This is a genomic window from Bacillus sp. FSL K6-1218 (genome assembly GCF_038006445.1).
GTDB classification, from domain to species: Bacteria; Bacillota; Bacilli; order Bacillales; family Bacillaceae_G; genus Bacillus_A; species Bacillus_A thuringiensis_S.
Genome location: NZ_JBBOVE010000001.1, coordinates 99,949 through 124,480, shown reverse-complemented (window position 1 = coordinate 124,480; position 24,532 = coordinate 99,949). Strand labels below are relative to the sequence as shown.

The following is a 24,532-nucleotide window of genomic DNA, read 5'->3' as shown; positions in this document are numbered from 1 at the left end:
CAATTATTCGCCTTTATTTTTTTTAATAATTTCTTCTGAAACAGACTTCGGTACTTCTTCATAATGATCAAATGTCATTGAGAATGTTCCGCGTCCTTGAGTGTTAGAACGTAATGCTGTCGCATAACCGAACATTTCAGAAAGTGGAACCATAGCGCGAACAACTTGTGCGTTACCGCGAGCTTCCATACCTTCTACACGTCCACGACGAGATGTTACGTCACCCATGATGTCTCCCATGTATTCTTCAGGGATTACAACTTCAACTTTCATCATTGGCTCAAGAATTACTGGGTTACATTTAGAAACCGCAGCTTTAAGTGCCATAGATGCAGCGATTTTGAACGCCATCTCAGATGAATCGACATCATGGTAAGAACCGTCAACTAATGCTGCTTTAATGTCAACTAGCGGGTAACCAGCTAGTACACCATTTTTAAGTGAGTCTTCAAGACCCGCTCCAACAGCTGGGATGTATTCACGTGGAACTACACCGCCGACGATTTTGTTTTCGAATTCAAATCCTTTACCTTCTTCGTTAGGTGCAAACTCAATCCAAACGTGACCGAATTGTCCACGTCCACCAGATTGACGAGCAAACTTACCTTCAACTTTCGCAGCAGCGCGGAAAGTTTCACGGTATGCTACCTGAGGAGCACCAACGTTTGCTTCGACTTTGAATTCACGGCGCATACGGTCAACGATGATATCAAGGTGAAGTTCACCCATACCAGCGATGATAGTTTGGCCAGTTTCTTGGTCAGTGTGAGCACGGAATGTTGGATCTTCTTCAGAAAGCTTAGATAATGCTGTACCCATTTTATCTTGGTCAGCTTTAGATTTTGGTTCGATAGCTACAGAGATAACTGGCTCTGGGAATTCCATAGACTCAAGGATAACAAGGCTCTTCTCGTCACAAAGAGTATCACCAGTAGTAGTATCTTTTAAACCTACAGCAGCAGCGATATCACCAGCGTAAACTGTTGAAATCTCTTCACGGCTGTTAGCGTGCATTTGTAGGATACGTCCTACACGCTCACGCTTACCTTTAGTTGAGTTTTTCACGTATGATCCAGAGTTTAACACACCAGAGTACACACGGAAGAACGTTAACTTACCAACATAAGGGTCAGTCATGATTTTGAATGCTAAAGCTGCGAATGGTTCTTCATCGCTAGACTTACGTTCTACTTCTTCATCTGTATCCGGAAGAGTACCTTTAATAGCAGGTACATCTAATGGAGATGGTAGGTAGTCGATAACTGCGTCTAACAGGATTTGAACACCTTTGTTTTTGAATGCAGAACCACAGATTACTGGGAAGAATTCTACAGAAGTTGTAGCCTTACGGATACCAGCTTTAAGCTCTTCTACAGTGATTTCTTCACCTTCTAGGTACTTCATCATCATTTCTTCATCAAGCTCAGCTACCGCTTCAATAAGCTTCCCACGGTATTCTTCAGCTAGTTCTTTGTGCTCTTCAGGAATTTCGACACGCTCGATGTCTGTTCCTAAATCGTTACCGTACATGTAAGCACACTCTTCAACAAGATCAATGATACCATTGAACTCATCTTCAGCACCGATCGGTAACTGAATTGGATGTGCGTTTGCTTGTAAACGATCGTGGATTGTTCCTACAGAGTATAAGAAATCTGCACCGATCTTATCCATTTTGTTAACGAATACGATACGAGGTACACCGTAAGTAGTAGCCTGACGCCAAACAGTTTCTGTTTGTGGTTCTACACCAGATTGTGCATCAAGTACTGCTACCGCACCATCAAGTACGCGTAAAGAACGTTCTACTTCTACTGTGAAGTCTACGTGTCCTGGAGTATCAATGATGTTTACACGGTGACCTTTCCATTGAGCTGTAGTTGCAGCAGAAGTAATTGTGATACCACGCTCTTGCTCTTGCTCCATCCAGTCCATCTGAGATGCACCTTCATGAGTTTCACCGATTTTATGAATACGTCCTGTGTAATACAGAATACGCTCAGTTGCTGTTGTTTTACCAGCATCGATGTGAGCCATGATACCAATATTACGAGTGTTTTCTAAAGAGAACTCTCTTGTCATTTGGTGTCTTGCTCCTTCCATATATGGATTGGATTTTTTATTTTAAGTAGCAAAAAAGCCACTTTATATTGTTACATATGCCAGTGTCCAGTACCCTCATTATGTAAAACGAGCGCCCAACGAAAGGGAGAGGCATTCTCCCTCTCCACACTTCCATAAGCGACAAATAAAGCGGTTTATGCTTACATTTATTTTACGTTGAATCCTACCAACGGTAATGAGCAAATGCTTTGTTAGCTTCTGCCATTTTATGAGTGTCTTCACGTTTCTTAACAGATGCACCAGCGTTGTTAGCTGCATCTAAGATTTCGTAAGCTAGACGCTCTTCCATAGTTTTTTCACCACGAAGACGAGCATAGTTTACTAACCAGCGAAGACCTAAAGTTGTACGGCGTTCTGGACGAACCTCAACTGGAACTTGGTAGTTAGCACCACCAACACGACGAGCGCGTACTTCAAGAACAGGCATGATGTTCTTAAGAGCTTGCTCGAATACTTCCATTGGTTCTTTATCTGAACGTTCACGAACGATATCGAAAGCGTTATAAAGAATTGTTTGAGATTTACCTTTTTTACCGTCAACCATCATTTTGTTGATAAGGCGTGTTACTAGCTTAGAATTGTACATTGGATCTGGTAACACGTCACGTTTCGCAACAGGTCCTTTACGAGGCATATTGAGTTCCTCCTTTCATTATAAGTTTATTATTTTTTAGCAGGTTTTGGTCGCTTAGTACCATATTTAGAACGTCCTTGCATACGTTTGTCAACACCAGCTGTATCAAGCGCTCCACGAACGATGTGGTAACGTACCCCTGGTAAATCCTTTACTCGACCACCGCGAATTAATACTACGCTATGCTCTTGTAAGTTATGACCGATACCTGGGATGTAAGCTGTAACTTCAATACCGTTTGTTAAACGTACACGAGCGTATTTACGTAACGCTGAGTTAGGTTTCTTTGGAGTCATTGTACCAACACGAGTACATACACCACGTTTTTGAGGTGCAGAGATATCAGTTGATTTTTTCTTTAAAGAGTTAAAACCTTTGTTTAACGCAGGTGATTTAGATTTCCATACTTTATCAGTACGACCATTTCTCACTAATTGGTTAATAGTAGGCATTTGATTATCCTCCCTTCGCATGTTTGTATGACCACATATCCAGGTGGTTCATTATTAGTTGAAAACAAAGTTTTTGCAAGGAAGAGCAAATGCTCTCTCCTCACAAAAACAGTTTTAACTTATTATTCCTATTGCTGAAGCTCCCACTTGAATCCCCGAAACTTTTCCAAGCTTACGAACTGATTCAACTTTTGTTATGGGTATGTTATGTTGCAAAGCAGTGCGAATGATAACATGGGTTAACCGCACATCAGCATCTTCTGCAATAACAACTTCTTTAACTATACCATTTTTGATTGCTTCCAATGTTCGTTTATGACCAACGACTACATTTTCAGCATTTGACACTTTTTGATAAGACATATAAATATCCTCCAAAGCATCGTTCAGGAGCAACCTTGATTATAGTAACATTTTGACTCATATAATGTCAACTAGGATTAGCTGTTTTTATACAAAATTTACGACGGAAAATTTTACTGTTCCACATAAACTTCATCGTTTTCTACATTCATGTTATCTTGTGTTGTTTTTACAAGATCCACTTTACGATAACGATTCATACCTGTTCCAGCAGGAACAAGCTTACCGATAATAACATTCTCTTTCAATCCTAGAAGCTCATCGCGTTTACCTTTAATTGCTGCATCCGTTAGAACACGAGTTGTTTCTTGGAACGAAGCTGCAGATAAGAACGAATCTGTTTCAAGTGAAGCTTTTGTAATACCAAGTAGAACAGGTCTAGCTGTCGCTGGTTGTTTACCTTTCAGTAACACCTTCGCATTCGCATCAGTAAACTGATGGATATCTAGTAATGTTCCTGGTAATACATCTGTTTCACCTGCATCACTTACACGAACTTTACGTAGCATTTGGCGTACCATTACTTCTACGTGTTTGTCACCAATTTCTACCCCTTGCATACGGTATACTTTTTGAACTTCACGTAATAAGTATTCTTGTACTGCTGTAATGTCCGTTACTTTTAGTAATTCTTTCGGATCAATAGACCCTTCTGTTAACTCTTTACCGTGGCTAATTGGCTGTCCTGGAGTTACTTTCAGACGAGCACCGTAAGGAATAGCATACGTACGAGCTTCAACTTCACCCTGTACAACTACTTCTTGGCGATCTTTAACATCGTTGATCGCTGCGATAACACCGTCGATTTCACTGATAACTGCCTGACCTTTCGGATTACGAGCTTCGAAGATCTCTTGGATACGAGGTAAACCTTGAGTGATATCATCTCCGGCAACCCCACCTGTATGGAATGTACGCATCGTTAACTGTGTACCTGGCTCACCGATAGATTGAGCTGCGATAATACCTACCGCTTCTCCTACTTCTACGTCTGTACCAGTTGCTAAGTTACGACCGTAACACTTCTTACATACACCGTGGCGAGTGTTACACGTGAACGCTGAACGAATGTTTACAGTTTCAACACCCGAATTTTCAACGATATGAGCGATATCTTCAGTAATTAATTGGTTTTCACTAACTAATACTTCACCTGTTTCAGGATGTTTTACAGTTTTTCTTGCAAAACGTCCAACAAGACGATCATATAGTGACTCAATTACTTCATTACCCTCTTTAATCGCACCAATTAATAGACCACGATCTGTTCCACAATCATCTTCACGGACAATTACATCTTGTGCAACGTCTACAAGACGACGTGTTAAGTAACCAGAATCGGCAGTTTTAAGTGCTGTATCGGCAAGACCTTTACGCGCACCATGCGTAGAGATGAAGTACTCAAGTACTGTTAAACCTTCACGGAAACTTGATTTAATTGGAAGTTCGATAATACGACCAGATGGATTGGCCATCAGACCACGCATACCAGCAAGCTGAGTAAAGTTCGATGCGTTACCACGGGCACCGGAATCACTCATCATGAAGATTGGGTTGCGTTTATTCAAGGATTTCATCAGTTTTCCTTGGATAACATCTTTTGCATTACTCCAAATAGAGATAACGCGATCGTAACGTTCTTCTTCCGTGATTAAACCGCGACGGAATTGTTTAATTACATTATCTACTTTTGCCTGTGCTTCATGGAGAATTTCATCTTTTTCACCTAATACAAGAATGTCAGATACCCCAACTGTAATACCAGCTTTTGTAGAGTACTTAAATCCTAAGTTTTTCATACGGTCAAGCATGCGAGATGTTTCCGTAATTTGGAAACGTTTGAATACTTCCGCAATGATGTTACCAAGGATCTTCTTGCTAAATGGTGCCACTTCTTCGCGACTAGCAATAATTTCTTTAATGTTCGCACCTTTTTCAACGAAATATTCCGCTGGTGTTTCTTTTTCAAGGTTTGAGTTTGTCGGTTCATTAATATAAGGGAACGACTCTGGTAAGATTTCGTTAAATATTAATTTACCAACTGTTGTTAATAGAAGCTTACCCTTTTGCTCTTCAGTAAACGTTACGTTATTTACTGAACTTGCAGCAACTGCAACACGTGTGTGCAGATGTACATATCCATTTTGGTATGCAAGTATTGCTTCGTTTGCATCTTTGAAGACCATACCTTCACCGATTGCGCCTTCACGCTCAAGTGTTAAGTAGTAGTTACCTAATACCATATCCTGAGATGGAGTAACAACTGGTTTTCCGTCTTTTGGATTCAAGATGTTTTGTGCCGCTAACATAAGAATACGAGCTTCTGCTTGCGCCTCTGATGATAACGGAACGTGAACCGCCATTTGGTCACCGTCAAAGTCCGCGTTGTATGCAGTACATACAAGTGGATGAAGACGAATTGCGCGACCTTCTACTAATGTAGGTTCAAACGCCTGGATACCAAGACGGTGAAGTGTTGGTGCACGGTTTAGAAGTACTGGATGCTCTTTAATCACAGATTCTAAAACGTCCCAAACTTCAGGGTGTACACGCTCAATTTTACGTTTCGCACTCTTAATATTGTGTGCTAACCCTTTTCCAACTAACTCTTTCATAACGAAAGGTTTGAACAGTTCAAGCGCCATTTCTTTCGGTAATCCACACTGGTACATCTTTAAGTTCGGTCCTACAACGATTACAGAACGGCCAGAGTAGTCAACACGTTTACCTAATAAGTTTTGACGGAAACGTCCTTGTTTACCTTTAAGCATGTGAGATAGTGATTTTAATGGGCGGTTACCTGGTCCAGTAACTGGACGGCCACGACGACCATTATCGATTAATGCGTCTACAGCTTCTTGTAACATACGTTTTTCGTTTTGAACGATGATGCTTGGAGCACCTAGGTCCAATAGACGTTTTAAACGGTTGTTACGGTTAATTACACGACGATATAAGTCGTTTAAGTCAGAAGTAGCAAAACGTCCACCATCTAACTGTACCATTGGGCGTAGTTCTGGTGGGATTACTGGTAGCACATCTAAGATCATCCAAGATGGTTCATTTCCAGAGTTACGGAATGCTTCTAATACTTCTAGACGTTTAATAGCACGAGTACGGCGTTGTCCTTGTGCTGTTTTTAATTCTTCTTTTAAGAAGTCTACTTCTTTATCTAAATCGATGTCTTGTAGTAGCTTTTTAATCGCTTCTGCACCCATAGCAGCTTGGAATGTGCTACCATATCGATCACGATATGCACGGTATTCTTTTTCAGAAAGTAATTGCTTCTTATCAAGTGGTGTATCTCCACTTTCTGTTACAACATAAGAAGCGAAATAAATTACTTCTTCAAGCGCGCGAGGGGACATGTCTAAGACAAGTCCCATGCGGCTCGGGATACCTTTGAAATACCAAATATGAGATACAGGAGCAGCTAATTCAATATGACCCATGCGTTCACGACGTACTTTTGCACGCGTTACTTCAACGCCACATCGATCACAAACTACACCTTTATAACGTACACGTTTGTATTTTCCGCAATGACATTCCCAGTCCTTTTGTGGTCCGAAAATACGCTCACAGAACAAGCCATCTTTTTCAGGCTTTAACGTACGATAGTTAATAGTTTCTGGTTTCTTAACTTCACCGTATGACCAAGAACGAATCTTGTCAGGTGAAGCAAGTCCAATCTTCATATATTCAAAGTTATTTACATCTATCAAGGGGCCTACCTCCCTTTTAGTCTACAGGTTATCCCAATTATTCCTTAGTTGTCTCAACTTCGACATTCAATTTATCTGCTGATTGATGATCATCGTCATCTTCTGTATCACGCATTTCAATTTCTGTATCGTCGCTAGACATCATTTTAACGTCCATACCTAAACTTTGCAGCTCTTTAATCAATACTTTGAATGATTCAGGAACGCCTGGTTCTGGAACATTTTCGCCTTTAACAATTGCTTCATAAGTCTTAACACGTCCAACAACATCATCAGACTTCACTGTTAAGATTTCTTGAAGAGTATAAGCAGCACCGTAAGCTTCAAGTGCCCAAACCTCCATCTCACCGAAACGCTGTCCACCGAACTGAGCTTTACCTCCAAGAGGTTGCTGCGTTACAAGTGAGTATGGTCCAGTAGAACGAGCATGAAGTTTATCGTCAACCATGTGCGCAAGTTTGATCATATACATGACACCAACAGATACGCGGTTATCGAATGGTTCACCAGTACGTCCGTCATACAGGATTGTTTTCGCGTCATTTGCCATACCAGCTTCTTCAATTGTGCCCCAAACATCTTCCTCACGAGCACCATCGAATACTGGTGTTGCAATGTGAATGCCCAGGTATCTTGCTGCCATACCAAGATGAAGCTCTAATACCTGACCGATATTCATACGAGATGGTACCCCTAATGGGTTTAACATGATATCGATTGGCGTACCGTCTGGTAAGTAAGGCATATCTTCTTCTGGTAAAATACGAGAAATAACACCTTTGTTACCGTGACGTCCGGCCATCTTGTCACCTTCAGAAATTTTACGTTTTTGAACGATATATGCACGTACAAGTTGATTCACGCCTGGTGGCAATTCATCGCCATCTTCACGGTTGAATACTTTTACGTCTAAGATAATACCGCCACCACCGTGTGGTACACGTAGTGATGTATCACGTACTTCACGCGCTTTTTCTCCAAAGATAGCATGTAATAGACGTTCTTCAGCTGTTAATTCTGTTACACCTTTAGGTGTTACTTTACCAACAAGTAAATCTCCATCTTTTACTTCAGCACCAACGCGAATAATACCGCGCTCGTCAAGGTTACGTAATGCGTCTTCCCCAACGTTTGGAATGTCACGTGTAATTTCTTCTGGTCCAAGCTTCGTATCACGAGCTTCTGATTCATATTCTTCAATATGAATAGAAGTGTACACATCATCTTTTACAAGGCGCTCACTCATGATGATCGCATCCTCGTAGTTATAACCGTCCCAAGTCATGAAGCCAACAAGCACGTTACGTCCAAGTGCTAGTTCACCTAATTCCATAGAAGGACCATCCGCAAGGATTTCACCTTTTACAACTTCATTTCCAACACTTACGATTGGACGTTGGTTGTAACAAGTTCCTTGGTTAGAACGAATGAATTTTTGCATTTTGTAGCGATCTAAGTCGCCTTTTACTGTTTGACCGTCAACTTCTACATAGCGACGTACCCAAACTTCACGTGCTTCTACGCGCTCAACAACACCAGGATGTTTACAGATTACTGCAGCACCCGAGTCTTTTGCTGATACGTACTCCATACCTGTACCTACAATCGGAGATTCCGGATTCATTAACGGAACCGCCTGACGTTGCATGTTCGCTCCCATAAGTGCGCGGTTAGAGTCATCGTTTTCTAAGAACGGAATACAAGCTGTCGCTGCCGACACTACTTGTTTTGGAGATACATCCATGTAGTCGATGCGTTCTCTATTTGTGACAATATTTTCGCCACGGAAACGAGCTACGATATCTTCACTTAGGAATTCACCTTCATCAGATAATTTCATATTCGCTTGGGCTACAACATAGTTATCTTCTTCATCTGCTGTTAAATAATCAACATGCCCTGTTACAAGACCAGTTTCTGGGTCAACACGACGGTATGGTGTTTCAATGAAACCAAACTCATTTACTTTCGCGAACGAAGATAATGAGTTAATCAAACCAATGTTTGGTCCCTCTGGTGTTTCAATCGGACACATACGACCATAATGGGAGTAATGAACGTCACGTACTTCAAACCCTGCGCGCTCACGCGTTAAACCACCAGGTCCTAATGCAGATAGTCTTCGTTTGTGAGTTAACTCCGCTAATGGATTTGTTTGGTCCATGAACTGAGATAACTGAGAACTTCCGAAGAACTCTTTAATAGATGCAATAACAGGACGAATATTAATTAGTGCCTGTGGTGTAATTGCATTTGTATCTTGGATCGACATTCTCTCACGAACAACACGTTCCATACGAGAAAGACCGATACGGAATTGATTTTGTAATAGTTCTCCAACAGAACGCAGACGACGGTTTCCTAAATGGTCAATATCATCTGTATCCCCTACTTTGTATAGTAGGTTGAAGAAGTAACTGATAGAAGCAAGGATATCACCTGGTGTGATGTGTTTCACATCACGAGTAATGTTTGCATTACCAATTACATTAATTACGCGTTCGCCTTCTGACTCAGGAGCATAAATCTTAATAGATTGCAGCTCAACATCGCCTTCTACCACTCCACCCATTGGTTTCGCTGTTTTGAATCCAATGTTTTTCTCTAAGTAAGGTAAAATGCGATCAAGTGTACGACGATCTAAGATTGTTCCTTCTGCCGCTAAAATTTCACCAGTTTCTGGATCCACTAATGTTTCAGCTAAACGTTGATTAAACAATCTGTTTTTAATGTGTAACTTCTTGTTGATCTTATAGCGACCTACATTTGCTAAATCGTAGCGCTTTGGATCGAAGAAACGAGACACAAGTAAGCTCTTAGCATTTTCTACTGTTGGTGGTTCACCAGGACGTAGACGCTCATAAATTTCAAGCAATGCTTTTTCTGTGCTATCTGTGTTGTCTTTTTCTAATGTGTTGCTTAAGTATTCGTTATCACCTAAAAGCTCGGTGATTTCTTGATCAGAGCCAAACCCTAATGCGCGTAACAAAACAGTTACAGGAAGTTTACGCGTACGGTCAATACGCACATATACAACATCCTTAGCATCTGTCTCATACTCTAACCAAGCTCCGCGGTTTGGAATTACAGTAGCAGTAAAACCACGTTTTCCGTTTTTATCCACTTTGCCACTATAGTATACGCTTGGAGAGCGAACTAACTGGGAAACGATAACACGTTCTGCACCGTTAATTACGAATGTTCCAGTCTCTGTCATGAGTGGGAAATCTCCCATGAACACATCTTGTTCTTTTACTTCACCAGTTTCCTTGTTGATTAGACGCACTTTTACACGAAGTGGTGCTGCATACGTCACATCACGCTCTTTGCATTCGTCTACAGAGTATTTAGGTTCACCTAAGCTGTAGTCGATAAATTCAAGCGATAGATTTCCCGTAAAGTCTTCAATCGGAGAAATGTCTTGGAACATTTCTCGCAAACCCTCATCAAGAAACCACTGATAAGAAGAGGTTTGAATTTCGATAAGATTTGGTAACTCTAATACTTCACTAATACGGGCATAACTTCTTCGTTGGCGGTGGCGTCCGTATTGAACTAGTTGACCTGTCAACTGCTTCACCCCTCAAATCATGAGTATTATAAATGCACAAAAAAATTTGTGCAAAATCACAAATAAATACAACTACTGCTATTAGCGTAGTCTTTTTCTCTTAAAGATAAATACGTTGAGTCTTTCTACCTGCTCAAAAAAGAAAAATGGCTTCTATAAGAAAACCATCATTCTGTTTCATAATCTGCTGATTTTACTATCTTTTCCAAGAGAAACAAAAATATACATCTTTCTCAACGCAGAAAATCATATATTGGCATTGTATAATGTTAACATAGCCAAAAATAACCGTCAACGTTTTTTTGATTTTATGATATAATATCCTTTTTTCTTTTCTACAACCTCAACTTCAGAAAATACTTCCTCTAGTTTTTTCAGCGCAGATGGTGCACCTTGCTTCTTTTGAATAACAATCCAAAGTTCTCCACCTGGAACTAAATACTCCACAGCTTTTTCTAAAATCTCATGTACGACATCTTTACCCGCACGAATTGGAGGGTTAGATAGAATAGCAGCATACTTGCCATCTACATTTTCATAGACGCTACTTTGAAAAATACGTATATTCTCGATTTTGTTATTAGCGGCGTTTTCTTTCGCAAGCCCAAGCGCCCTTTCATTCACATCCACCATGTGAACTTCACGACCTTGAAACTCTTTCGCTAGCGACAAACCAATAGGACCGTATCCGCAACCTACATCTAATATATTACCTTTAATATCTGGCATTTGAAACGCTTCAATTAAAAGACGGGAACCAAAGTCCACTTCGTTTTTCGAGAACACCCCACGGTCGGATAAGAAAGTAAATTGAGATCCACGAAGTGCAAATTCCCATCGCTTACGATCACTTTTACTAGAAGGGTCGTTAGAAAAATAATGGTCTGCCATATGGCCACCTCTCTTCTTTACAGTTAAAAAAAAAGCTCGCATGAGAGCGAGCTTTTTTTAAAGCATCAAAAGTTAATTACTTAACTTCTACAGCAGCGCCAACTTCTTCAAGTTTAGCTTTGATTTCTTCAGCTTCTTCTTTAGCAGCAGCTTCTTTGATTACTTTTGGAGTGTTGTCAACTAATTCTTTAGCTTCTTTTAAGCCAAGACCAGTGATTTCACGAACAACTTTGATAACTTTGATTTTTTGTGCACCAGCGCTAGTTAGTTCCACATCAAATTCAGTTTTCTCAGCAGCAGCTTCTCCAGCGCCACCAGCAACAGCTACAGGAGCAGCAGCAGTTACGCCGAATTCTTCCTCGATAGCTTTTACTAAGTCGTTAAGTTCTAATACAGTCATAGATTTAACTGCTTCAATGATTTGTTCTTTAGTCATTGTAAATATCCTCCCTTAAATAGGTTTGTATTGTTTTATCGATAATACGTAATTATCTTTTAAAAAATTAAGCGCCTTGCTCTTCCTTTTGTTCTGCAACTGCTTTAGTAGCAAGTGCAAGGTTACGGATTGGAGCTTGAAGAACGCTAAGAAGCATAGAAAGTAAGCCTTCACGTGATGGAAGAGTAGCGATCGCTTTAACCTCATCAAGTGTTACAAGTTTACCTTCGATTACGCCCGCTTTAATTTCTAAAGCTTCATGATTTTTAGCGAAGTCGTTTAATACTTTCGCAGGAGCAACTACATCCTCGTTACTGAACGCGATTGCGTTTGGTCCTGTTAAGAATTCGTTTAACTCAGCCATTTCAGCAGATTCTGCAGCACGACGAGTTAGAGAGTTTTTGTAAACTTTGAACTCAACGCCAGCTTCACGTAATTGCTTACGTAATTCTGTTGCTTCAGAAACTGTTAAACCACGGTAGTCAACAACGATTGTAGATTTACTAGCACGAAGTTTGTCCGCGATTTCAGTTACAACTTGTTGTTTAGTTTCGATTACTTTGCTCATGTTATTACACCTCCTGTAGATTATATAGAAGATGTACCGAAAGTGCACTAAAAACCTCCATGCCCAACTTGTAGACATGGAGGCATATAGTCACAGAAAAAAATTCCGTTTCGTATATTAACACCTAGGTAGGAAATTAAGTCTATTGACACCTACTGTCTACGGTACACTATTTAAATTCACAACATAAATGATTATATTAAATCTTCTTTATGAAGTCAACTTCCAATTTTTACGCTAATGTAGAAACGTCTACACGTACGCCAGGTCCCATTGTAGAAGCAACTGTTACGTTCTTCATGTAAGTACCTTTTGCAGCAGATGGCTTAACTTTTAATAAAGTATCAGCAATTGTTTTGAAGTTTTCTACTAATTTAGCATCTTCGAAAGATACTTTACCGATTGGAACGTGGATGTTACCAGCTTTATCAACGCGGTATTCAACTTTACCAGCTTTGATTTCGTTAACAGCTTTAGTTACATCGAAAGTAACTGTTCCAGTTTTAGGGTTTGGCATTAAACCTTTAGGTCCTAATACGCGACCAAGTTTACCAACTTCACCCATCATGTCAGGAGTTGCTACTACTACATCGAAATCGAACCAACCTTGTTGGATTTTACCGATGTAATCAGTATCGCCTACGAAGTCAGCTCCAGCAGCTTCAGCTTCTTTAGCTTTTTCACCTTTAGCGAACACTAATACACGTTGTACTTTACCAGTACCGTGCGGAAGAACAACTGCACCACGGATTTGTTGGTCAGCTTTCTTAGGGTCAACACCTAAACGGAATGCAGCTTCTACAGTTGCATCAAATTTAGCTGTGTTTGTTTTCTTTACTAATTCTACTGCTTCTGTTGCAGAGTAAGCAGCTGCACGGTCAACAAGCTTTGCAGCTTCTACGTACTTTTTACCTCTTTTAGCCATTTTTATTTCCTCCTCGAATGTGGTTTTAGCGGAATAACCTCCCACGTTTACGCCTGTTTTCAGGTATAACCTGAGGATGAGCGCCATCCATTTATTTAAAAACGATAATCATTTACGATAATAAAGGTTGCGAATTGGAATTCCAGACCCGCAACCTTTTTTAAAAACAAATCGAATTAGTCTTCGATAACGATGCCCATACTGCGTGCAGTACCTTCAACCATACGCATTGCAGCTTCTACGCTAGCAGCGTTTAGGTCAGGCATTTTAGTTTCAGCGATTTCGCGTACTTTATCACGCTTAACAGTTGCCACTTTATTACGATTTGGTTCACCAGAACCAGACTCAATACCAGCTACTTTCTTAAGAAGAACAGCAGCAGGAGGAGTTTTAGTAATGAAAGTGAATGAACGGTCCTCAAATACCGTAATTTCAACAGGGATGATAAGACCAGCTTGATCTGCTGTACGAGCGTTAAACTCTTTACAGAAGCCCATGATGTTAACACCTGCTTGTCCTAATGCTGGACCAACTGGTGGAGCTGGGTTAGCTTTACCTGCAGGAATTTGAAGCTTTACCATTTTAATTACCTTTTTAGCCACGAGACACACCTCCTTAAGTCCGTGATGTGGTCAATTGGACAGTGATTTGCCCTCCCACGTCATATTTTATCTGTAAGGATAAAATCTTTCAAAAAACGCCTCCGATAATGAAGACGTACTGACTTAAAAGATATTATCACTTTTTACAATTCATTTCAAGTTTCATTTTATAATTTTTCAATTTGATGGAAGTCAAGTTCAACTGGAGTCTCGCGACCAAACATGTCCACAAGTACACTAACCTTTTTCTTCTCCACATCAATTTCTTCAATAGCACCTGTATAATCTGCGAATGGCCCCTCATTTACACGTACTGTCTCATGAAGTTCAAAGTCGAAATCAACCACTTCGTTGTCCATTCCCATATGTTTCATAATGGTAACAACTTCCTCTTCCAATAGAGGTGATGGTTTAGATCCAGAACCAGAAGAACCAACGAACCCAGTTACACCCGGCGTGTTACGTACAACATACCAAGAATCATCAGTCATGATTAATTCTACTAATACATAACCTGGGAACACTTTTCTTTTCATTAATTTTTCTTTTCCGTTTTTCATTTCTACTTCTACTTCTTCCGGGACAACAACACGGAAAATTTTATCTTGCATACCCATTGATTCTACACGCTTCTCTAGGTTTGCTTTTACTTTATTTTCATATCCAGAATAAGTATGGACAACATACCAACTTTTTTCCATTCATTTAGGACGAGCGTCCTTCCCTCCCTGACGTACATTTTTTTGCGCAAATGAAAAAACCCGTTCACCGGGCTTTTACACAGTTCTTATAAATAACATTATATCATGGATAAGTGCTTCTTATTCAAGAATTAACCAAGAATTAACCGAATTAAAGAAGAAATGCCCATATCAACTACTGCGAAGAAAATCGCAAAGAACACAACTGTAGCAACAACAGTCGCTGTTGAGCGGAGTAATTCATCTTTTTTAGGCCAACTTACTTTTTTCATTTCGCGACCTACATCGCCGAAAAAGTTCGTTAAACGCATCTGCGGGACCTCCAGTGTATTATTTCAATTATTTATTTTGTTTCCTTGTGAACTGTATGCTGATTGCATGTTTTACAAAACTTTTTTATTTCAAGTCGCTCTATCGAGCTCGTATCTTTCATAGTAGAGTAGTTTCGATTTTTACACTCTTCACATGAGAGTACAACTTTTTTCCTCATTAGTTACACCAACCTTGTAACATTATGTCCCTAAAAATGTATCATACAATAAAAGACAATGTCAATGACATGCATTTTGTACGCTCTACAAAAGAAAACAGGTGATTTATTTTACACCTGTTGCACTTGTTATTTGTTATGAATTTAAAGTTGTACTTTCTCGCATTTCCATATATCGTTCCAATTTCCTCTTCACCCGCTGTAAAGCGTTATCAATAGATTTCACATGTCTGTTTAACTGTTCTGAAATCTCTTGATAAGAACGCCCATCTAGATATAAAGAAAGTACTTTTCTTTCTAAATCGCTTAATAATTCTGATATTTTTGATTCTATGTCTGTATATTCTTCTTGGCTAATAATCATCTCTTCAGGATCAGTTACCTTCGCTTCAGAAATAACATCCAATAATGTTCGATCAGATTCCTCATCGTAAATCGGCTTATCTAAAGACACATATGAATTTAAGGGAATATGTTTTTGTCTTGTTGCCGTTTTAATAGCGGTAATAATTTGTCGAGTGATACACAGTTCAGCAAATGCTTTGAATGAAGACAGCTTGTCCTCTTTATAATCACGAATTGCTTTAAACAACCCTATCATACCTTCTTGAACAATGTCTTCTCGATCGGCACCCACTAAAAAGTAAGATCTTGATTTCGCGCGAACAAAGTTCTTATATTTGTGAATTAAATATTCTAGAGCGTCAGTATTACCTTTTCGAACTAACTCAACGATTGCCTCATCCTCTAAATCACGAAATGTAACGTCACCTACACTTACGAAGCCTGCTTCCACCTTGATCCCTCCGACCGCTATTTATTTAGCAATATTATACAGTAAAAAGACAAAGAGCGTCAATGCTTCAACGCTCTCCTCTTCTTAATTTTTCTAATTTTTCTGTAATATCTTTACTGAATATCTTTCGCATGGCGGGTTGCTGTTCTTTCGTGTCTTTTGTACGCCTTCTTACTTGTTGCTCCATTGCCTGTACTTCCAACTCTAATTCACGGGCAGATTTCCGAAGGGCACCTTGCGCAAATATAACCCATTGTTCCGTGTAATCAGAAGTCGCAACATATATTCGTGTATTTATATTTCTAAGCTCTATCGCAAGTTGCTCTATCTTTTCATCTGCAGTTTGATTCTTTCGTGTGAATATTACTTCCACACGAGATTGTTTCATCTTTTTTTCAATACCATGTACTGTATAGGCATCAAAGACTATCATCACTTTTGTGCCTGTATAACCTTGATAATCCGCCATCTTATCAATAAGTGCATCTCTTGATGATTGTAAATCTACATCCCGCAGTTTCTTCAAATCTCCCCAAGCTCCGATAATGTTGTAACCGTCAACGATTAAAATATCGTTCATCTTTTATTTACCAATTTCGTGACGTTTACGATATACCTCATACATTAACAAACTTGCGGCTACGGAAGCATTTAAGGATGTAACTTTACCAACCATCGGTAGAGTGATTAGGAAATCACACTTTTCACCAATAATACGGCTCATACCTTTTCCTTCGCTACCAATTACTAACCCAATCGGCATTTTACCATCTAAATTACGATAATCCGTTTTTCCTTTGGCATCTGTACCAGCAATCCAAAGTCCACGTTCTTTTAATTCATCAATTGTACGGGATAAGTTCGTTACGCGTGCAACAGGAATGTATTCAATTGCTCCTGTTGATGCTTTCGCAACTGACGCTGTAAGCCCCACAGCCCTTCTCTTTGGAATAATAATCCCATGAGCTCCTGTCGCATCAGCAGTACGCATAATAGAACCTAAGTTATGCGGATCTTCAATCTCATCTAAAATTAAGAAGAATGGATCTTCATTACGTTTTTCTGCCACTTTGAATAAATCTTCTAACTCCGCATACTGATATGCAGCTACTTGAGCAATTACACCTTGATGATTACCCTCAACTAATTGATCTAACTTTTTCTTTGGTGCGTGTTGTAAAATAACCTTATTTTCTTTCGCTAACGCTAGTACAATCTGCACTTGTCCTTTGGCAGCACCTTCTGCGATCCAAATTTTATTAATATCTCTCCCTGATCGTAACGCTTCAATTACAGGGTTACGTCCGATAATATATTCACTACTCATGATGATGTGCCCCCTTCCTTTTCTTCTAAAACTGCAATTGCCTTATATACAATTTCGTCTAATCTCTCACGGTTATTTAATAAATGATGATAACCAATTAGCGCTTCAAAGGCTGTACTATGTCGATATGTTTGTACATCCGTATTTTTCGGAACTGTACCTGAATTTGCATTACGTCCTCTTCTTAATACCGCCTCTTCTTCCTCTGTCAAAAACGACGTCTCTAATAAATGATAAACAACTTTCGCCTGTGCTTTTGCTGAAACAAAGCTCGTCCCTAAGCGATGTAATTGATTAGGGCGAACCTTTCCTTTTTGAAGGAGGTGATAGCGGATATATTGTTCATATACCGCATCACCCATATACGCTAACGCCAAGCTGTTTAATTGCTTTGCATCAATCATTCTTATCCTCTTTTCCATCTTGTACCTTGAGCGGTATCTTCTAAAATAATATTACGGTCTTTTAAGTCATCGCGAATTTGATCTGATAATGCAAAATCACGATTTTTACGAGCTTCAATGCGTTTTTGAATAAGTGCCTCAATTTCTTCATCAAGCAACTCTTCTTGCGCTAATTCTAACCCTAAAATATCAAATAATGTTTCAAGTTGTTTTACGTATGCTTCAATTACCACTGTAGACGTATGTTCTTCCAGTAAATATTGATTCGCATGATTTGCCACATTATATAACTCAGTGATTGCATTAGCAGTGTTGAAGTCATCATTCATCGCTTCTTCAAATGCAGTCTGGAATTTTTCCAGTTCCGCTAACCACTTCTCATTATGGTCTGTTAAATCGGTACTACTTTCCATACGATGTTTTAAGTTACCATAAGCCGTCTTAATTCTTTCCAGTCCGTTATTTGTGCTTTGTAATAACTCTTCACTGAAATTAATTGGATGACGGTAATGTACCGATAGCATAAAGAATCTAATTAACTGCGGATTATATTGCTTAATGATATCGTGAACTAAAATAAAGTTCCCCAATGACTTAGACATCTTCTCATTATTAATATTAATATATCCATTGTGCATCCAATAACGTGCAAATGTTTTTCCAGTTAACGCCTCAGACTGCGCAATTTCATTCTCATGATGAGGAAATGCTAAGTCTTGACCACCAGCATGAATATCGATTGTATCTCCTAAGTATTTACGTGCCATTGCCGAGCATTCAATATGCCAGCCTGGACGACCTTTCCCCCAAGGGCTTTCCCAGAAGATTTCTCCTTCTTTAGCATCTTTCCATAAAGCAAAATCAAGAGGGTCTTGTTTCTTTTCTCCTACTTCAATACGCGCACCGTGACGTAAATCTGCGATTGGTTGATGTGATAATTTACCGTAACCTTCGAATTCCTTCGTTTTAAAGTACACATCACCCTCTGATTCGTATGCATACCCTTTATTCACAAGTTCTTGAATAAATTCAATAATGATATCCATATTTTCTGTTACACGAGGATGAACTGTTGCGTGTTTGCAACCTAGCGCTGTTACATCTTCAAAGTACGCTTCAACAAAACGATCAGCAATTGTCGGTACATCTTCACCTAATTCATTTGCCGCTTTAATTAATTTATCATCTACGTCCGTAAAGTTCGATACGTATTGCACATCGTACCCTTTATATTCTAGATAGCGACGTACTGTATCGAATACCATAGGGGGTCTTGCATTGCCAATATGAATGTAATTATAAACTGTAGGTCCGCATACATACATCTTTACCTTATTTTCTTCTAATGGAACAAACTCTTCTTTTTGACGTGTTAACGTATTATAAATGTGAATAGTCATTTTTATCCTTCCTTTCTACCTTTACTTCCAGTTGTTTCTTCAATTTATCAAGTTCTACTTCCATAGCCTTTAATTTATCAAAAATTGGATCCGGAAGGTCAGAGTGATTTAATTCTTGACCAATCTTCACTCCATTTTGAATAACGACTCGGCCAGGTATACCTACAACTGTAGAATGTGCAGGAACTTCTTTTAATACGACAGACCCTGCCCCGATTTTAGAATTCTCTCCCACAGTAATAGAACCAAGGACTTTAGCACCCGTCGCAATTAATACATTATCCTGAATTGTTGGATGCCTCTTGCCTTTTTCTTTTCCTGTACCACCTAATGTAACCCCTTGATAAATTGTTACATTATCACCAATTTCACAAGTTTCTCCAATTACAACTCCCATTCCATGGTCTATGAAAAAGCGTCGACCAATAGTTGCTCCTGGATGAATCTCAATGCCAGTAAAAAAACGACTAACTTGCGAAACAAAACGTGCAAGAAAGAAAAAATCCCTTTTATAAAAAGCATGTGCAATTCGATGAGCCCAAACTGCATGTAATCCAGAGTAAGTTAAAATGACTTCGAAATAACCTCTTGCCGCTGGATCCTGTTCAAAAACGACTTCAATATCTTCCCGAAGCCTCTTAAACATCGATGTTCCCTCCCCTTTATGGGCTGCTTTTTCGAGTGAACTAACTCCCTACTTATCTCCCTAAATCTTTATACACGTAGATAAAATTTATACTCATACCCAGTTTTACGGTATAAAAAAAGACGCCTCTGTCATATTGACAGAGACGCCTTTTAAGCGCGGTTCCACTCTGTTTAGGCTAAAAAAGCCTCAAACTCATCTCTGATAACGGTGTACACCGCTTCTGCTTACTTTAACGCCTTAAGATGTTTCACAAAACATTTTGCTGTTCAGCAGAAGACTCGAAGGGGCATTTCAAAAACCCGCTTATAAACCACTTCCAGCCTAAAGGTGGTTCTCTCTGTAAAAAGCCTGATTTTCTACTTCTCCTTCTCGTCGCTTTTCCTTATTAGGTTTTAAGTATACTTATTATATTTCTAAACCTAGAAAATGTTAACCAATTACTTTTTGAAGACGATTTAAAACTTTTTCTTTTCCAAGAAGTGCAATAGCATTAGGAAGCTCTGGCCCATGTGTTTGACCAGTAGTTGCAACACGGATTGGCATAAATAAGTTTTTACCTTTATGACCTGTTTCCTTTTGAACTGCTTTAATAGCTGCCTTAATTGCTGCTGGTTCCATCGCCTCTAGTGCTTCTACTTGACCAGCAAATGCACGAAGTACTTCTGGTACCTGTTCACCTTTTAATACTTCTTGTCCTTCTTCTTCATGATCAACATGATCTTTGAAGAACATTTCAGAAAGCTCTACAATTTCAGCTCCAAAACTCATTTGTTCATGATATAACGCAATTACATCACGAATCCAAGCTTGCTCTTGTTCACTTAAAGTTTCACCTATACGTCCAGCCTTCACTAGATGCGGTAAGCTTAATTCTACCACCGTATCTAAATCTTGCTTTTTCATATATTGGTTGTTCATCCATTTTAATTTTTGAGAATCAAATAATGCAGGTGATTTTGATAAACGAGCTGCATCGAACATTTTGATAAACTCTTCTTGAGAGAAGATTTCTTCTTCTCCTACCGGCGACCAACCTAGTAGTGCAATAAAGTTAAAGATTGCTTCTGGAAGATATCCAAGCTCTTTATATTGCTCAATAAATTGAATAATAGATTCATCACGCTTACTTAATTTTTTACGGCTTTCATTTACAATTAAAGTCATATGGCCAAATTGCGGGATATCCCAACCGAAAGCTTCATAAATCATCATTTGTTTTGGCGTATTTGAAATATGGTCATCACCACGAAGTACATGTGTAATTTCCATTAAGTGATCATCTACTGCTACCGCAAAGTTATAAGTTGGAATTCCATCTTTTTTCACGATAACGAAATCACCGAAATCATTTGAATGGAATGCTACTTCATCTTTTACGATATCTTTAAATGTGTAATCACGATCAGCTGGTACCCGGAAACGAATACTTGGAATACGTCCCTCAGCTTCAAATTCTTTCATTTGTTCTTCAGTTAAATCACGGTGGTTACCTGCATAACGAGGTGTTTCACCACGAGAAATTTGTCCTTCACGCTCTGCTTCTAGCTCTTCTTCTGTCATATAACATTTGTAAGCTAAACCACGCTCTAATAAATCTAGATATAATTTTTTATAAATATCTAAACGCTCTGTTTGACGATATGGTCCAAATTCACCACCAACATCAACACCTTCATCCCAGTCCATACCGAGCCATTTCAAGTATTTTAATTGGCTTTCTTCTCCACCAGCCACGTTACGTTTTACATCAGTATCTTCAATACGAATAATAAACTTGCCATCTAAATGACGAGCAAATAAATAATTAAATAATGCCGTACGCGCATTTCCGATATGTAAGTGTCCTGTTGGACTTGGCGCATAGCGCACTCTCACTTGCTTTTCCATAATTGGTACACCTTCCATTCTTAATGTCTACACATTCTATAATTGTACAACAAAAAAATGTGATTATCCATCTTACGAATTAAAAACCATTATTTTTTCTGTAATAATACCACTGCTTGAGAAGCAATTCCTTCTTCCCTACCTGTAAATCCTAATTTTTCTGTTGTTGTTGCCTTTACATTAATGTTATCTATAGACGTTTCTAACAGTTCACTAATACGTTTACGCATACTTTCAATATGCGGTGCCATTTTTGGCTTTTGAGCAATAATTGTACAATCTAAATTCCCTAACTCGTAACCTTGTTCACGCACAAATTCCCAAACTTTTTGCAACAATACAGCTGAATCTGCATCTTTAAAAACTGGGTCTGTATCAGGAAAATGCTTTCCGATATCTCCTGCTGCAATGGCACCTAAACATGCATCAGCAATCGTATGTAACAATACATCTGCATCTGAATGGCCGATTAATCCTTTCTCGTGTGGAATTGTAATTCCGCCAATAATTAACGGTCTACCTTCTGCAAATTCATGCACGTCAAAACCTTGTCCAATTCGAAACATTCTTTACATCCTCCTTGAGCTAAACCACTGAGCTTTATGACTCTATATTATATCGATATCCTTACAAAGAAAAGCCCGGCCATTGCCGAGCTTTCCTTTGTTATACACCATCACGGCTATTTTTTTTGAACATGAAGGAAACTTTCAGCAATTAGTAAATCCTCTGGAGTCGTCACTTTAATATTATAGTAACTCCCCTCTACTACACCTACTTGCTTTCCAATACGTTCCACGAGACTTGCATCATCTGTACCAAGAAAACAGCTCTGTTTTGCACTTCTATGAGCCTCTAGCAAAAGAGAAACAGAGAAACCTTGCGGTGTTTGCACAGCCTTAAGCTGAGATCGTTCTACCGTTTCGACAACAAAACCTCGCTCTACCTTCTTAACTGTATCCTTTACTGGCACTGCACAAATGGAAGCTCCATATTTTTTTGCTGCTGTTAATACGTCTTGAATCACTTTATTCGTTACGAATGGGCGCGCTCCGTCATGTACAAGAACGTATTCAACATCACTCGCATGCTGAATCGCGTTATATACACTATCTTGTCTTTCGGCTCCACCCTGAATAAATTGTACCTGTTTTTCAATCGGATACTTCTGCATTAATTCTTCAAAATACGGGCGTTCCTCTTCGTTAATTGCCATAACAATACTTTTGCACGCTTTATCTCTTTCAAAAGCACGTAATGTATGAACGATAATCGGTACTTCGTTTATAAGTAAGAACAACTTATTTTTGCCAGCACCCATCCGCTTTCCTTGGCCGGCTGCCGGAATAATTAATGTATACATATTAATAATCCTCTACCTATAATGCTTTTTCTAATAATTTACGTTTTGCGAAAATCATACGACCAGCTGATGTTTGTAATACGCTAGTAACCAGTACATTAAGTTGCGAACCTACATACTCTCTACCATCTTCTACTACAATCATCGTACCATCATCTAAGTACGCAACACCTTGGTTTTGCTCTTTACCATCTTTCACAACATAAACATTTAATTCTTCGCCAGGGAGTACAACTGGTTTAATTGCATTAGCTAAATCATTAATGTTTAACACCGTTACTCCTTGTAATTCAGAAACTTTATTTAAGTTGAAATCATTCGTTACTACAGTTCCACCGGTGATTTTTGCTAACTTTACAAGTTTGCTATCCACCTCTTGGATATCCTCGAAATCGCCTTCATAAATTTCTACCGGAATCGGCATCTCTTTTTGAATACGATTTAAAATGTCTAGTCCTCTGCGACCACGATTACGCTTTAAAGCATCGGAAGAATCGGCAATATGCTGAAGCTCTTCTAATACGAATTGTGGAATCACAATTGTTCCTTCCAAAAACTTCGTTTGGCAAATATCAGCAATACGTCCATCGATAATTACACTCGTATCGAGAATTTTCCAATGAGTCGTAGATTTTTCTGCTTCTACCTCTTCGTTCTCGCTATTATTTTTCTTCTTACCTCCGCGTTGGGGTAATGTAAATAATCCTAGCAATTCATTCCTCTTTTTAAATCCTACTTGGAATCCTAAATATCCAAGTAAAAGAGTGAAGAACACTTGCAATACCGTACTAATAACCGGAATTGTAAATTCACGAATCGGTATTAAAATTAAATATGCAACAATAAGACCAGAGATCAATCCTAATGTACCAAATAAAACATCTGCTACAGGCGCCTTTACAAGAGCCTCTTCAATATGCTTAATAAGTTGAACAATATAATCTACAAGCCAAAATGTTGTTAAAAATAAAATAATTGCACCAATAATCGCACGAACATACGATCCTTCCAATAAAGGAACAGCACCGATGTCTAATACATTAATAACTTTTGGGATTAAGTAAATCCCTAACGCTCCCCCGATTACTAGAAAGAAGAGCTGTACGATCCGTTTTAACATCCAACCACCTCCTACTCATTATTAACCATTGTTTCGCTAATCAAAACGCCGAATGCAAAAGCGGACGTGTTTTTTTATAAATAGTTTTATTTACCAATATATCA

Annotated in this window: 24 protein-coding genes and 2 other annotated features; all 24 genes read right to left on the bottom strand. The window is 39.0% G+C overall.

What is annotated here, in order from left to right:
* Nucleotides 1-3: 3 nt before the first annotated feature.
* Nucleotides 4-2,082 (bottom strand): elongation factor G, encoded by a 2,079-nt coding sequence (gene fusA / locus MHI26_RS00655; protein ID WP_000196384.1) that lies wholly within the window; start codon nt 2,080-2,082, stop codon nt 4-6.
* Between the two features lie 205 nt (nt 2,083-2,287).
* Nucleotides 2,288-2,758: a 30S ribosomal protein S7 gene (gene rpsG / locus MHI26_RS00650; RefSeq protein WP_001137492.1), complete on the bottom strand. Its 471-nt coding sequence runs from the start codon at nt 2,756-2,758 to the stop codon at nt 2,288-2,290.
* A 29-nt stretch (nt 2,759-2,787) separates the two neighbouring features.
* The gene (rpsL, locus tag MHI26_RS00645) at nt 2,788-3,210 is read right to left on the bottom strand and encodes a 30S ribosomal protein S12 (RefSeq protein ID WP_001142341.1); all 423 of its coding nucleotides are present in this window, start codon (nt 3,208-3,210) and stop codon (nt 2,788-2,790) included.
* 114 nt (nt 3,211-3,324) lie between these two features.
* Complete coding sequence (locus tag MHI26_RS00640; RefSeq protein WP_000121833.1) at nt 3,325-3,573, bottom strand: 50S ribosomal protein L7ae-like protein; 249 nt, start codon at nt 3,571-3,573, stop codon at nt 3,325-3,327.
* A 113-nt stretch (nt 3,574-3,686) separates the two neighbouring features.
* Entirely contained in the window at nt 3,687-7,298 is a 3,612-nt protein-coding gene (gene rpoC, locus MHI26_RS00635; protein WP_000567944.1) for a DNA-directed RNA polymerase subunit beta', read from the bottom strand.
* A gap of 37 nt (nt 7,299-7,335) precedes the next feature.
* A complete protein-coding gene (gene rpoB / locus MHI26_RS00630) occupies nt 7,336-10,869 on the bottom strand; it encodes a DNA-directed RNA polymerase subunit beta (protein ID WP_000147553.1) in 3,534 nt (1,177 codons plus the stop codon).
* Nucleotides 10,870-11,160: 291 nt separating this feature from the next.
* On the bottom strand, nt 11,161-11,760 hold the full coding sequence (locus tag MHI26_RS00625; RefSeq protein ID WP_000763260.1) for a class I SAM-dependent methyltransferase: 600 nt from the start codon (nt 11,758-11,760) through the stop codon (nt 11,161-11,163).
* A 76-nt stretch (nt 11,761-11,836) separates the two neighbouring features.
* On the bottom strand, nt 11,837-12,196 hold the full coding sequence (rplL, locus tag MHI26_RS00620; protein WP_000159736.1) for a 50S ribosomal protein L7/L12: 360 nt from the start codon (nt 12,194-12,196) through the stop codon (nt 11,837-11,839).
* Nucleotides 12,197-12,263: 67 nt separating this feature from the next.
* A complete protein-coding gene (rplJ, locus tag MHI26_RS00615) occupies nt 12,264-12,764 on the bottom strand; it encodes a 50S ribosomal protein L10 (RefSeq protein WP_000048717.1) in 501 nt (166 codons plus the stop codon).
* Nucleotides 12,765-12,803: 39 nt separating this feature from the next.
* Nucleotides 12,804-12,947: a sequence feature (ribosomal protein L10 leader region), on the bottom strand.
* A 49-nt stretch (nt 12,948-12,996) separates the two neighbouring features.
* Nucleotides 12,997-13,689: a 50S ribosomal protein L1 gene (gene rplA, locus MHI26_RS00610; RefSeq protein ID WP_002084079.1), complete on the bottom strand. Its 693-nt coding sequence runs from the start codon at nt 13,687-13,689 to the stop codon at nt 12,997-12,999.
* A gap of 176 nt (nt 13,690-13,865) precedes the next feature.
* Entirely contained in the window at nt 13,866-14,291 is a 426-nt protein-coding gene (gene rplK, locus MHI26_RS00605; RefSeq protein ID WP_001085872.1) for a 50S ribosomal protein L11, read from the bottom strand.
* Between the two features lie 167 nt (nt 14,292-14,458).
* The gene (nusG, locus tag MHI26_RS00600) at nt 14,459-14,992 is read right to left on the bottom strand and encodes a transcription termination/antitermination protein NusG (protein ID WP_000415794.1); all 534 of its coding nucleotides are present in this window, start codon (nt 14,990-14,992) and stop codon (nt 14,459-14,461) included.
* A 131-nt stretch (nt 14,993-15,123) separates the two neighbouring features.
* The gene (secE, locus tag MHI26_RS00595) at nt 15,124-15,303 is read right to left on the bottom strand and encodes a preprotein translocase subunit SecE (RefSeq protein ID WP_001241323.1); all 180 of its coding nucleotides are present in this window, start codon (nt 15,301-15,303) and stop codon (nt 15,124-15,126) included.
* Nucleotides 15,304-15,335: 32 nt separating this feature from the next.
* Nucleotides 15,336-15,482, bottom strand: a complete 147-nt coding sequence (gene rpmG / locus MHI26_RS00590; protein WP_014481927.1) for a 50S ribosomal protein L33 — start codon at nt 15,480-15,482, stop codon at nt 15,336-15,338.
* Between the two features lie 136 nt (nt 15,483-15,618).
* The gene (locus MHI26_RS00585; RefSeq protein ID WP_000387198.1) at nt 15,619-16,278 is read right to left on the bottom strand and encodes an RNA polymerase sporulation sigma factor SigH; all 660 of its coding nucleotides are present in this window, start codon (nt 16,276-16,278) and stop codon (nt 15,619-15,621) included.
* A gap of 67 nt (nt 16,279-16,345) precedes the next feature.
* Entirely contained in the window at nt 16,346-16,858 is a 513-nt protein-coding gene (locus tag MHI26_RS00580) for an NYN domain-containing protein (RefSeq protein ID WP_000997887.1), read from the bottom strand.
* Nucleotides 16,859-16,861: 3 nt separating this feature from the next.
* Entirely contained in the window at nt 16,862-17,605 is a 744-nt protein-coding gene (rlmB, locus tag MHI26_RS00575) for a 23S rRNA (guanosine(2251)-2'-O)-methyltransferase RlmB (RefSeq protein ID WP_000093762.1), read from the bottom strand.
* Complete coding sequence (locus tag MHI26_RS00570) at nt 17,602-18,009, bottom strand: Mini-ribonuclease 3 (RefSeq protein WP_000564265.1); 408 nt, start codon at nt 18,007-18,009, stop codon at nt 17,602-17,604. The genes rlmB and MHI26_RS00570 overlap by 4 nt, the downstream gene beginning before the upstream one ends.
* Nucleotides 18,010-18,011: 2 nt before the next feature.
* Nucleotides 18,012-19,409: a cysteine--tRNA ligase gene (cysS, locus tag MHI26_RS00565; RefSeq protein WP_000152282.1), complete on the bottom strand. Its 1,398-nt coding sequence runs from the start codon at nt 19,407-19,409 to the stop codon at nt 18,012-18,014.
* Nucleotides 19,390-20,055: a serine O-acetyltransferase gene (gene cysE / locus MHI26_RS00560; protein ID WP_000476495.1), complete on the bottom strand. Its 666-nt coding sequence runs from the start codon at nt 20,053-20,055 to the stop codon at nt 19,390-19,392. The genes cysS and cysE overlap by 20 nt, the downstream gene beginning before the upstream one ends.
* Before the next feature lie 138 nt (nt 20,056-20,193).
* Nucleotides 20,194-20,440: a binding site (T-box leader), on the bottom strand.
* A 47-nt stretch (nt 20,441-20,487) separates the two neighbouring features.
* A complete protein-coding gene (gltX, locus tag MHI26_RS00555) occupies nt 20,488-21,945 on the bottom strand; it encodes a glutamate--tRNA ligase (protein ID WP_000415149.1) in 1,458 nt (485 codons plus the stop codon).
* Nucleotides 21,946-22,034: 89 nt separating this feature from the next.
* The gene (gene ispF, locus MHI26_RS00550; RefSeq protein WP_061666935.1) at nt 22,035-22,511 is read right to left on the bottom strand and encodes a 2-C-methyl-D-erythritol 2,4-cyclodiphosphate synthase; all 477 of its coding nucleotides are present in this window, start codon (nt 22,509-22,511) and stop codon (nt 22,035-22,037) included.
* A 116-nt stretch (nt 22,512-22,627) separates the two neighbouring features.
* The gene (ispD, locus tag MHI26_RS00545) at nt 22,628-23,308 is read right to left on the bottom strand and encodes a 2-C-methyl-D-erythritol 4-phosphate cytidylyltransferase (RefSeq protein WP_061666934.1); all 681 of its coding nucleotides are present in this window, start codon (nt 23,306-23,308) and stop codon (nt 22,628-22,630) included.
* A gap of 16 nt (nt 23,309-23,324) precedes the next feature.
* Complete coding sequence (locus MHI26_RS00540) at nt 23,325-24,428, bottom strand: PIN/TRAM domain-containing protein (RefSeq protein WP_000919681.1); 1,104 nt, start codon at nt 24,426-24,428, stop codon at nt 23,325-23,327.
* Nucleotides 24,429-24,532 lie beyond the last annotated feature (104 nt).